The sequence below is a fragment of the Mammaliicoccus fleurettii genome (assembly GCF_003970575.1).
GTDB classification, from domain to species: domain Bacteria; phylum Bacillota; class Bacilli; order Staphylococcales; family Staphylococcaceae; genus Mammaliicoccus; species Mammaliicoccus fleurettii.
The window spans coordinates 23,818-35,659 of the sequence record NZ_RXWZ01000029.1; the positions used below are offsets into that span (position 1 = coordinate 23,818).

General features: G+C 32.3%; 15 protein-coding genes. 1 reads left to right on the forward strand and 14 read right to left on the reverse strand.

The genetic code is table 11. The features are described 5' to 3' along the window. Positions 1-84: 84 nt before the first annotated feature. From veg to metG, 5 genes are all read right to left on the reverse strand, one after another. On the reverse strand, positions 85-348 hold the full coding sequence (gene veg / locus CD129_RS01850; RefSeq protein ID WP_016999916.1) for a biofilm formation stimulator Veg: 264 nt from the start codon (positions 346-348) through the stop codon (positions 85-87). Positions 349-447: 99 nt separating this feature from the next. Then, on the reverse strand, positions 448-1,338 hold the full coding sequence (gene rsmA / locus CD129_RS01855; RefSeq protein WP_078358379.1) for a 16S rRNA (adenine(1518)-N(6)/adenine(1519)-N(6))-dimethyltransferase RsmA: 891 nt from the start codon (positions 1,336-1,338) through the stop codon (positions 448-450). A gap of 4 nt (positions 1,339-1,342) precedes the next feature. Then, positions 1,343-1,885 (reverse strand): ribonuclease M5, encoded by a 543-nt coding sequence (gene rnmV / locus CD129_RS01860; protein WP_078358380.1) that lies wholly within the window; start codon positions 1,883-1,885, stop codon positions 1,343-1,345. A 54-nt stretch (positions 1,886-1,939) separates the two neighbouring features. After that, positions 1,940-2,704 carry a TatD family hydrolase gene (locus CD129_RS01865; RefSeq protein WP_078358381.1) on the reverse strand — a complete coding sequence of 255 codons (765 nt, stop codon included), beginning with the start codon at positions 2,702-2,704 and terminating at the stop codon, positions 1,940-1,942. Between the two features lie 21 nt (positions 2,705-2,725). After that, the gene (metG, locus tag CD129_RS01870; protein ID WP_107509482.1) at positions 2,726-4,720 is read right to left on the reverse strand and encodes a methionine--tRNA ligase; all 1,995 of its coding nucleotides are present in this window, start codon (positions 4,718-4,720) and stop codon (positions 2,726-2,728) included. A gap of 233 nt (positions 4,721-4,953) precedes the next feature. Here metG and CD129_RS01875 point away from each other — a divergent pair, with 233 nt between their 5' ends. Then, positions 4,954-5,229 (forward strand): AbrB/MazE/SpoVT family DNA-binding domain-containing protein, encoded by a 276-nt coding sequence (locus tag CD129_RS01875; protein ID WP_078358383.1) that lies wholly within the window; start codon positions 4,954-4,956, stop codon positions 5,227-5,229. Between the two features lie 60 nt (positions 5,230-5,289). On the opposite strand, the gene rsmI is transcribed toward CD129_RS01875, so the two are convergent. From rsmI to CD129_RS01920, 9 genes are read right to left on the reverse strand one after another with little or no spacing between them, the layout of a single operon-like run. After that, positions 5,290-6,132: a 16S rRNA (cytidine(1402)-2'-O)-methyltransferase gene (gene rsmI / locus CD129_RS01880; RefSeq protein WP_078358384.1), complete on the reverse strand. Its 843-nt coding sequence runs from the start codon at positions 6,130-6,132 to the stop codon at positions 5,290-5,292. A 1-nt stretch (position 6,133) separates the two neighbouring features. Then, complete coding sequence (locus tag CD129_RS01885; protein WP_115337879.1) at positions 6,134-6,382, reverse strand: GIY-YIG nuclease family protein; 249 nt, start codon at positions 6,380-6,382, stop codon at positions 6,134-6,136. Further along, positions 6,375-7,103 carry a tRNA1(Val) (adenine(37)-N6)-methyltransferase gene (locus CD129_RS01890; protein ID WP_115337880.1) on the reverse strand — a complete coding sequence of 243 codons (729 nt, stop codon included), beginning with the start codon at positions 7,101-7,103 and terminating at the stop codon, positions 6,375-6,377. Before CD129_RS01890 ends, CD129_RS01885 begins: the two co-directional genes overlap by 8 nt. Before the next feature lie 47 nt (positions 7,104-7,150). After that, entirely contained in the window at positions 7,151-7,486 is a 336-nt protein-coding gene (gene yabA, locus CD129_RS01895; protein WP_107509478.1) for a DNA replication initiation control protein YabA, read from the reverse strand. A gap of 14 nt (positions 7,487-7,500) precedes the next feature. Beyond that, positions 7,501-8,307, reverse strand: coding sequence for a PSP1 domain-containing protein (locus CD129_RS01900; protein ID WP_078358388.1), 807 nt, complete (start codon positions 8,305-8,307; stop codon positions 7,501-7,503). 4 nt (positions 8,308-8,311) lie between these two features. Beyond that, the gene (locus tag CD129_RS01905) at positions 8,312-9,238 is read right to left on the reverse strand and encodes a DNA polymerase III subunit delta' (protein ID WP_078358389.1); all 927 of its coding nucleotides are present in this window, start codon (positions 9,236-9,238) and stop codon (positions 8,312-8,314) included. Positions 9,239-9,290: 52 nt separating this feature from the next. Then, the gene (locus tag CD129_RS01910; protein ID WP_078358390.1) at positions 9,291-9,620 is read right to left on the reverse strand and encodes a cyclic-di-AMP receptor; all 330 of its coding nucleotides are present in this window, start codon (positions 9,618-9,620) and stop codon (positions 9,291-9,293) included. A 33-nt stretch (positions 9,621-9,653) separates the two neighbouring features. Further along, on the reverse strand, positions 9,654-10,274 hold the full coding sequence (gene tmk / locus CD129_RS01915) for a dTMP kinase (protein WP_078358391.1): 621 nt from the start codon (positions 10,272-10,274) through the stop codon (positions 9,654-9,656). After that, a complete protein-coding gene (locus CD129_RS01920) occupies positions 10,275-11,618 on the reverse strand; it encodes an aminotransferase class I/II-fold pyridoxal phosphate-dependent enzyme (protein ID WP_115337881.1) in 1,344 nt (447 codons plus the stop codon). Positions 11,619-11,842 lie beyond the last annotated feature (224 nt).

An 11,842-nucleotide genomic window follows, 5' to 3' on the forward strand; every position in this document is an offset into this window, starting at 1 on the left:
GCTTTATTCTATTTTTCGCATAATAAAAAACCCTACGCCATATCACAGTCATATCGCGTAGAGTTTTTTATTAAATACTTTAATTTACTGAACTATAAATTCTTCTTTATGTTCATTCATAAAAGTTACTTGGACATTCTCAGTTAATACATCAGTGTATGTATAAGATACACGTTCAAAATTATGTTTCTCTTGATCTAATTCGACCACGAAAACTGATGGATACGTTTCCTTAAGCACGCCACTGCGCTCAATTAACTTCTTACGTCCTCCATTAGCTTTAAGTACAATACGATTTCCTAATTGACAATCTAATATTTTTTTGATGTCTACTAAAGTCTTCGGCATATTGACCCACCTCGCTATAAATAAAATTATACTACGAAAGTGGTATTTTGTCAAATAAAATTTAAATTTTATCAATTAGAGAACGCATTGTCAATATATTTACACAGATAAATTTGGGTATTTTTTCAAATTGTTACAAAGATGTGCATATTCTTGTATTGTTAGCGTTTCCCCACGTCGCTTAGGATCTATGTTTGAAGCACTTAACCACTCAAGAATTTCATCTTTATGCAACTTACCTTCTTTAATTGTACTAATATAATTATTTAAAATTGTTTTTCTACGTTGTGCAAATGCACCTTTTGAGAGTGTGAACAATAATTTTTCATCATCTACTTCTACAATAGGTTCTTTACGAGTAGTCAATTTAATTACAATAGAATCGACATTAGGTGGAGGCATGAAGACAGTCTTAGGGACGACTAAAACACGTTCAGTTTCAGTATAATACTGACAAGCTATGGATAATGAGCCATAACTTTTACTTCCAACTTGTGCATTTAAACGTTCTCCAACTTCTTTTTGCATCATAACGACATAACCATCGATTGGAAGGTGATTCTCTAATAAGTTCATCAATATCGGTGTCGTTATATAATATGGTAAATTAGCTACCAACATTATCTTATCGCAATCTTGTAAATGTGTTTTTATTTCTTTTTCAACATGAGCTTTTAGTATGTCTTCATTCACAACAGTAACGTTATCATATGGACTCAATGTATCTTCTAAAACTGGGATAAGCCTTTGGTCAATTTCAAAAGCTAACACTTTCTTAGCTGTTCTAGCTAATTGTTCTGTAAGAGACCCCATACCCGGACCTACTTCTATTACACCTGTATTTTCGTCTATATCACTAGCAGAAATAATGTTTTGTATAATGTTCGTATCAATTAAGAAATTCTGTCCTAAACTTTTTTTGAATTTAAAACCATATTGATCAAGCAATGCTTTTGTACGCTTTGGTGTTGCAATATCTTTATCGTTCATCCTGTCACTCCTCTTTATATCCAAGTGCTTCTTTTACATCTTTTTCAGTATAACCGAAGGCATTTAATTTGTTTAGCAATTGTTTACCATTTGAATGGCCAATATTTAATTTACTACAAAGCTTTTCTCTTTTTCTTCTTGAGTCTTTACCTATAATTAATCCTAAATCGATTAAGACTGACTTGTCTATCGTTTCTATATTAGCTTCCAATGGAGAACTAACATTAAGCAATGCATCTTTAACCGTATTTAGAGACGCATGTTCAACGCCAATTTTCCCTCTTTTATTTTTAGCTTTTTCTCTTGGAATAAATGCGTGTTTAACGCTTGGTATATATTGCTTAATTGTATTTCTAATCTTATCACCCGGGAAATCAGGATCCGTTAATACAATCACACCTCGTTTTTCATGAGCTTGCTTTATAACCTCAAGTGTTTCTTTAGTTATTGCGGAACCATTTGTTTCAATCGTATCGCAGTCTACAGCACGCTTCACATTAACTGTGTCGTCACGCCCTTCTACTACAACAAATTCGTTTATCTTCATGATATCTTCCTTCTTTAAAGATGCCCCAAAACAACCGTTTTGGGGCATCTTATTTTATAATTTAAATAATCTTTCAGCATTTTTTGTAGTTGCTTCACAAACTTCTTCATATGAAAGTCCTCGTAGTTCAGCGATTTGCTCAGCAACAAGTTTAACGCGCGCTGGTTCATTTCTCTTTCCTCTATAAGGATGAGGTGATAAGAAAGGCGCATCCGTTTCAACTAACAATCTATCTAAAGGTACATGTTGAGCTACTTCTTTAGGTTGTTTAGCATTTTTAAAGGTAACTGGTCCACCTAATGAAACATAAAAATTCATTTTTAATATTTCATCAGCTATTTCATTTGAACCACTGAAGCTATGCATAATACCGCCAACTTCACTTGCACTTTCTTCCCTTAAAATGTCTACACAATCTTGAGTCGCTTCTCTGTTATGAATAATAATAGGTAGTTGCACGCGTTTAGCTAATGCTATTTGCTTTCTAAATACTTCTTTTTGAATATCCTTAGGTGATTTATCCCAATGATAATCTAGTCCCATTTCACCTATACCAATAATTTTTGGATGCTTAGAAAGCTCTTCAATCCACTCTAAACGTTCTTCTGTACAGTCAATCGCATCGACAGGATGCCAACCAATAATTCCATAAATAAAATTGTATTGGTCAATCAGTTTCATTGTTCTTTCGATTGTTTTTGTATCAAATCCAACAACGAACATTCTATCGATACCTTCTTCTAATGCTCTGTCTATAACTTCTTGTAAATCCTCGTCATATTGGTCGGCATTTAAATGGACATGTGTATCTATTAGCATTCGAACCATCCTTCCAATTCTTTACTTAATGATAGATCCGTTTTGTATCGCATTAGGTAAGCTTACTAATGTAAGTGTACTGTCTTTTTCGGCAGATAAAATCATACCTTCTGATAGTTCACCACGTAATTTTACAGGTTTTAAATTTGTTACTACTGCAACCTTTTTACCTACGATATCTTCAGGTTTATAAAATTCAGCTATTCCTGAAACAATTTGTCTTTTTTCGAATCCTAAATCAACTTTAATTTTTAACAATTTATCTGATTTTTTTACATAATCAGCTTCTGTAACTGTTGCTGCTTTGATTTCTACTTTATCAAATTGATCTATCGTGATTTCAGGTTTAGCATTTACTTCTTCTACTTCAGGTTCTGCCTCTTCTTCTGGTTCAGTTGAAGTACCACCCTGCATAGAGTCTTTAATGTAAGCAACTTCTTGCTCAACATCTAATCTTGGGAAAATAGGTTCTGGTTTATCAATTACTTTTATGTCTTGATCTATAGCACCATAAGTTTCGATACTTTCAAATGTATCAAGTTTACCTTTTTCCAAGTTTAATTGGCGGAAAATTTCATATGGTGCGTGAGTTAAGAACGGACGTAATAATACAGCAGCAAATCTAATGTTCTCTACTAAGTGAATCATTACATTTTCTAACATTTCTCGTTCATTTTCATCTTTAGCAAGCACCCATGGCGTCGTTTCATCTATATATTTATTTGTACGACTAATTAATTTCCATATTTCAGCTAAAGCAACTGAAAACTGCATATTTTCCATAGATGAATAGAAATTATCTTTTATGTCTAAGGCCATTTGTTCTATTTCTTCATCAAGTGGATGTAGTTTACCTTTGTATTTAGGAAGAACACCATTAAAGTATTTATTAACCATTGCAATCGTACGGTTAACTAAATTACCTAAATCATTTGCTAAATCATAATTCGTTCTTTCAACAAATGCTTCAGGTGTGAATACACCATCTGCTCCAAATGGCAACTCTCTCATTAAGTAATATCTTGTAGCATCTAATCCATATTTATCAATTAATACATTAGGATCAACAACATTACCTTTAGATTTACTCATCTTGCCATCTTTCATTAAAATCCAACCATGAGCAAATTCTCGTTTTGGCAGCGGTAAGTCTAACGCCATTAATAGAATCGGCCATATGATCGAATGGAAACGAACGATTTCTTTAGCCATTAAATGCACATCGGCTGGCCAGTATTTTTTGAATAGCTCATCGTCATCAGATAAGTAACCAAGCGCAGAAATATAGTTCACTAGCGCGTCAATCCAAACGTATACAACGTGTTTAGGATTAGATGGCACTTTAATACCCCAATCAAAAGTAGTTCTAGAAATAGCTAAATCTTCAAGACCAGGTTTAATAAAGTTATTAATCATTTCATTTTTACGAGAAATCGGCAAAATGAAATCTGGATTTTCATCAAAGAACTTCAATAATCTATCAGAATAGTTATCCAATTTAAAGAAATAACTTTCTTCTTTAACTAGTTCTACCTCATGACCAGAATCAGGACTTTTACCTCCGACAATTTTCCCATCTTCATATACTGGATCGACAAGTTGTGTTTCAGTATAATAAGTCTCATCTGGTATAGAGTACCAACCTTCATACTCTCCTAAATAAATGTCGCCTTGTGCTAATAATTTTTCGAAAACTTTTTCAACAACTTGTTTATGTCTTTCTTCAGTAGTACGAATAAAATCATCATTTGAAATGTCTAATTTTTTCCATAAAGATTGGATACTTTCAATGATGCCATTTAAATATTCTATTTCAGATAAGCCTGCTTCTTTAGCTTTCTCTTGAATTTTTTGTCCGTGTTCATCTGTACCTGTTAAATAATGAACGTCATAACCTTGTAATCGTTTATATCTTGCAATTACATCACCAGCAACCGTTGTATACGCATGACCTATGTGTAAATTCCCGCTCGGATAATAAATCGGCGTCGTAATGTAAAAAGTTTCTTTCGTCATCGGCGTTTCCTCCTAATATCTTATCTATATAATATACCGAAAATTAAGCATTTTTTCAATATTCCCCTATTATAGTAAGGGCTTCATGAATTGTTTTTTATTTGAAAAATTAAACGCTTGCAATATATTGTATTATTGACATTTCCTTGAATTCATATTAGTATACTATTTATATAATTGTCGAATGAATGTCGAATTAGATAATTATGGTTTTATTAAACGGAGGTAAAATGATGAAATCAACTGGAATCGTGCGTAAAGTAGATGAACTAGGCCGTGTAGTAATTCCAATCGAATTACGACGCATATTAGACATCGCTGAGAAAGATGCTTTGGAGATTTATACTGATGATGATAAAATTATTTTAAAGAAATATTCACCTAACATGACATGTCAAGTTACTGGCGATGTTTCAGAGGAAAATTTTGTATTAGCTGATGGTAAAATCGTCTTAAGTAAAGAAGGCGCTCAGCAATTAATTAACGAGATTGAAAACAAATCAAAATAATAAAAGGTCCATATTAAAAAAGGAAAATTTAAAGTACACCGTACTTTAAATTTTCCTTTTTTATTTTTCGACATGATAAGACTCATATACATCTCTTTTTTTCATCTTTCTATCAACAGATACTTGTTTTATAGCATCCTTAGATTTCATGTCATGTTCTTTTATATAAATTTCGACATGCTGATTTAAATCCATGCCTTCCCACCAATGAGTCTCTTGACTAGATTCATCTATTCCTTCAATCAAAATAACGAATTCGCCTTTTTGTGGAATCTTCTCTTCTTCTAACATTTGTTCTATCACTTCTATTTGATTCGTTTCAACTTGTTCAAACTTTTTAGTGAGTTCTCTTCCTATTGCTACTTTTCGTTCAGGGTCTATCTCAGCAATGGCTCTTACAGTTTGTTTAATTCTATAAGGAGATTCGTAAATCATAGATGTCGATTCTCTACTCATCCATTTTTGAAGGACTTCATGTTTTTCTTTAGCATGCCTTGGTAAAAAACCCAGAAATACAAATTTGTAAGATGGAAGTCCACTTGTCATCAATGCTGTTATTGCAGCGTTTGGTCCCGGAATTGTTTCAACTCGGAAATCTTGCTCTCTCACTTGATTCACAAGTTCGTATCCAGGGTCACTAATACAAGGACAGCCTGCATCAGAAACTAACGCAATTTGCTTACCCTCTTCTAACAGTCTTAAAATTTGTTCTGAAGACTTATCTTTATTATGTTCATGATAAGACTTTAAAGGTGTTTGTATTTGATAATGTTGGCAAAGTTTAGCTGTCACACGTGTATCTTCACAAAAAATATAATCCACTTCAGTTAAAGTCCTTACCGCGCGATATGTGATATCTTCTAAATTTCCAATTGGCGTTCCCACTAAATATAATATAGACATATTACTCATCCTTTATAAGTGCTAGTTTTTGCTTTCTAGTTAATTGCTTAAGTGCATATTCTCTTTTCAATGCTTCTGACTTATTATTAAATATTTCATGATATACAAGCTTAACAGGACGTCTAATCCTTGTATATTTAGCACCTTTTCCATCGTTATGAACTTTCAACCTTCTTTCCAAATCTGTTGTATATCCAGTATATAGTGTATGATCTTTACATTCTAATATATATGTATAATGTTTATCCATAATAGACAGCCTTCATTTCTGCCGAATATTCACCATTTGCATCATAGATATAAAACGGTTGTTCTACTTTTAAACCAACCTGACCTCCACTTCGACCTTCAACTAATATCGTGACTGCTTCTGTCTTTTTCGGCGTACTGTACACCATTCTTAATCTTTTAGGTTCAATATTATATTGTCTATAAAGACTTAAGACATCCATCAGTCTTTCTGCCCTATGAACCATCACTAATTTACCACCTTGTTTCAATAAATGCTTACTCGCTTTTACGACATCCTCAAGCGTACACAATATTTCATGTCTAGCTATTTTATGTGCTTCCTTTTGATGTTGCATTTGCTGATTTTCTTTAAAATATGGTGGATTAACTGTCACTACATCAAATGTAGAAGGCATATATGTATTCGATACATTTTTTAAATCCATATGTTCAATCGAAATTTGATCTTCAAGTCGATTATGACGTAATGTTCTTTGAGCCATTTCTACTAACGCTTCTTGAATTTCTATACCTTTAATTGTAGATTGAGATTTATAAGCTAATAACAATGGAATGATACCGTTACCTGTGCATAAATCCATTACTTTATCTTTATTACGTACGCTAGTAAATTCTCCTAATAACAACGCATCAGTTGAAAATGAAAACACTTCATCATTTTGAATAATTTCATATTTCTCTCTTAATAATTGGTCGAGTCTTTCTCCTGAATTAAGCATTAAAACACCTCATTTAAAAAATCAGGCATATTAAATGCCTGATTCATTTAGTCTCTATTTAGCACTTCTAAACAAAATAAACAATCTTGTCCTTGTCTATGTTTACCAAATAATTCTCCACGACAAATGTGAAATCCTTCATGATATAACATAGCGAAATTGTCTCTGCTTTGAAGTGGCTTTGTTTTTTTGTTTGTTTTTTTCTGTTGTGGCACTTCATTAGATTCAATTACTCTCTTCAAGCTATCATTTTCCATCTGAAGCGCAACATTATCTTCAACTAATTCCACTGCCTGGTTTTTCAACTTTTCCATGTGGTCATTAATTTGTTTAAGTTCATTTTCTAGTGTCATAATCGTTTCAAACAACTCGTCCCTATTCACAATATAATCCTCCCTTATGAATGGACTTCAAGTAATTCATCAAGTTTATAATCAAAAAGTTGTTCGAAACCTTTCACTTTAACTTGCATAGTTATATCTAAAATATTCAATCCTACCACTTTACCATCACCCTCAGGCGTAACAACAGTTGTACCAACATCAGGTAATTCATTTCTCACATCTTCATAATAGTCATTTTCATATTTTAAACAACACATTAATCTACCACATGCACCTGATATTTTAGTTGGATTTAGAGATAGATTTTGATCTTTAGCCATTTTAATTGAAACTGGCTCAAAATCACCTAAAAATGTTGAACAACAATGAGAACGACCACATGGTCCAATTCCACCTAATAATTTCGCTTCATCTCTGACACCGATTTGTCTTAATTCAATACGTGTCTTTAATTCATAAGCTAATGATTTAACTAGTGTTCTAAAATCTATTCTATCATCCGCAGTAAAATTGAAAATAACTTTGCTTTTATCTAATGTGTATTCACAGTTTACAAGTCTCATGTTTAACTCATGATTTTTAACAAGTTCTTTACACAGTGACAATGCATCTTCTGCGTCTTTTAGATTATCTTGATACTTCTGCACATCTTCTTCAGTAGCATGTCGAATAACTTCTTTAAGAGGTAAGACAACATCGTCTTTTCCAACATGGCGGTTAGTTAGTTTAACTTGGCCCAGTTCAATCCCACGTTTAGACTCTACTACTACTAAATCATTTTCCTTAAAACGTTCCCCATTAGGTGAGAAATATTCTTTTTTCCCAGCTACTTGAAATTGAACACCTATTATTTCATACATTCTATCACCTCTTCCCATTTATAACCATTTGTTCTAACACTAACGTTGCATTCACGTTTTGAGCTAGTTTGCGGTTAGCTTCCGTAATAACTTGTATATAATTCGAGATATCATTCAATGATAAATATTTACTTATTTCTGCAATTTCTACTTCTAAATCTGGATATGCTTTAATTACATCTAGTTGTATTTTAGCATGTAATATATCTTGAAAATAAGTATTTAAACTATTTAAAAATAATTGCTGTAAAGGACGTGTATTAGCAATTTTTGTGCATTCGATCAAATATATCAACGCCATTTGTTTATCTTTTACCATTAATTCCGCTAATTTAGTTACTGATTTTCTTAGTTGTGTAAACGATTGCTCTTCAGTTAGTGAAATGGCTTCTTCTTTATCTGAAGTAATAAAGCTAAGTGTATGTGCAATCGCAGAAGAAATACCAGACAGTTTTAATTCTTCTATATAATTTTCTTTCGATGCTGGTTTAAAATGAACGAGTTGGCATCTTGAATGTATTGTTGGTAATATTTGATCTTTCTTAGTTGTAAGTAACAAGGCAATCGTATTTGGAGGTGGTTCTTCCAAAAATTTCAAAATACTATTTTCACCCTGTACTGTTAGTTTATCAAAAGCTTCAATAATGTAAACTTTATATTGACTTTCTATTGGCTTTTGATTCATTTTTCTTAATAATTCTTCTATTTGTTGTTTCTTTATAGTCGTTTCATCTGTTTGTATATATACGAAATCCGGGTGGTTAAAACTTTGAACTTTTGAAATACAAGCTTGTTCAGCATCACATAATATCTGTTCTGCAAAATACATAGCTGTAGACTTCATTTCAAACATGTTATCTCCTTCAAATAAATAAGCATGAGATAACTGTTTAGCACTTAATAAATGATCAATTTCTTTTGTTAATTGCATTTTTTACGCTCCTTGCAATAAAAAAGCTGCACAAACGGCAGCTAATCAGTTCTTAAAATTGATGGAATTGTTCAATTGGCATAACGAATACTGTCGCGCCACCTACTTCAACTTCTACTGGGTATGGAATATAAGAATCCGCACTACCGCCCATTGGTGTGATAGGTGAAACAAGTTGTTCACGATTACCACAAGTTCCATCGATTACACGTAATAATTCATCTACACGTTCATCTTTAACACCGCATAAAAATGTTGTATTTCCGGCTCTTAAAAACCCACCTGTTGTTGCAAGTTTAGTGGCCCTAAAATCCTTTTCTATAAGTGCTTCTGACAAGTTTTGACTATCTTGATCTTGGACAATCGCTATTATCATTTTCATAACTAAACACCTCTTTATATATTATATCATATTTTAAACTTGTTTCAGAAATTTTACTATCATGAAATACGCTTCTTCTATAACCTTTTCTAATGGTTGAGTTGCATCAATAACTTTAATTCTATCTGGATACTCAGCAATCAATTTTTTGTAACCATCTGTTACTTTATGATGAAATTCAATTTTTTCTTTATCAAGACGATTAGCCTCACGCTGATTATCTTTAATTCTGTTTAATCCAATTTCAGCAGGTACATCAAAATATAAAGTCAAATCTGGATAACGGCTCTCAATAGCAAATTCATTAATTGCCTTAACTTCTTCTACCCCAATTTCACGAGCGTAACCTTGATAACTTAACGAACTATCAACAAAACGATCACAAAGTACGATGCCGTCTTTATTTAATTGAGGTAAAATTTTCTCTACTAAATGTTGTCTTCTCGCAGCTGCAAATAATAATGCTTCTGTTCTTTCATCCATTTCATCATCACTGTCTAACAATAGATTTCTAATAGCTTCGCTTATTTTGATACCACCTGGTTCTCTCGTAAGCAATATATCATAATCATCTTCTAGCATCTCAAAAACTTTATGTATAACTGTTGTTTTCCCAGAACCTTCTGGCCCTTCAAATGTTATAAATTGACCCATTTATTTTTCATCCTTTACGCTAATTTTCATGTTTTTTATACCTTCCACTCTACCACCTTTATCAAGCCATTGTAACAGAGAATCTATGATTTCTTTGGTAATATATTCTCCCTTTAAAATAACTGGTACACCCGGTGGATATGGAACAACATCAACAGCAGAAATTTTTCCTACTGATTGAAACAACTCAACTGTTGTCGTATCACCGACATCAATATATTTGTAAGTAGTCGAATGTATCGGTAAATTAAAGCATGTTTTCTTTATTACTTTACTTTTAAAATTCATTTTGAATTGATTAATACGTTCTATTAATAGATCAAAAGGAAATTCATCCGAATGATGCCACAATGGTAGTACCAATAGAATAAAATGATTATGACATAATTCAATATAGATGTTTGAATCTTCGAATATTTTTTGCACTTCAAATCCGGATAATTTATCATGAGACACAATTAATTTAAGAGGGTCTTCTAGACATCCCACCGTAAATCCTACTTGCTCCATAGTATCTATTAATATTTTTCTATTCATTTTAAATATCTCGTCATGATATTTTTTATAAAACTGTTCAGCCTTTTCTAAACTTGACATAACTAAATATGATGGGCTGGAAGTCTGCAGCATCTTTAAATAATCTTGAATTTTGGATTTTAAACTTAAATCTTCTTTAATATAAATAACAGAACCCATCGTCAAAGCTGGTAATGTTTTATGATAGGATTGTACAACAATGTCTGCCCCAAACTCTATTGAGGATTTTGGAAAATATGGACTTATGCCAAAATGAGCACCATGAGCTTCATCTACTAATACAGGAATATGATGTTTTTTTAACACTTTTATACTCTCTTCAATATTAAATGTTTCTCCATAATAATTTGGATATGTAAAAACAGCTAACTTCACTTTATACAAATCAAGATTATCTAATGAATTCACACCATTATACTGCCCTGTTTTCTCTGAAACAGTCATTGGCATCCATTTTGCATCTTGTTTTGTTAAATTTAATGCATTGTATATTGATTTGTGAGCATTTCTAGGAATAAGTATTTCACCTTGTAAATGTTGTACACCATAAATAACGGATAATATCCCAACTGTTGTACCATTTACTAAATACTGGCCACTATAATCAGAGTATCTGTTTAGCTGAGACATACTTTCTTGAATACATTCCTCAGGTTGATGTAAATCATCTAATCCAGTTATTTCAGTCATATCCATCGCCATATTCAACTCTTTTAAATATCCTATCGTGTTGTTATGATGACCTGGAACGTGGAGAGAGATAGCATCCTTTTTCTGTAGAGAGTTAAGCTGTTCATTTATATTCATAACAATTACCTCTTATTTTATATTCTTCATCATTATATCAATGATTATCATAGTCGTCATTAGATAGAAAGGATATGCAAAAGCCTTATTCTTCAGTATAAATAGTAATGCTTTCAGACTATCTTAAAAATTTGCAAAAAAAAGAGACCTAACAGGTCTCGAGTGCGGCTCATCGCATCCATTTATAAATATTTGCCCGGCAACGTCCTACTCTCGCGGAACGT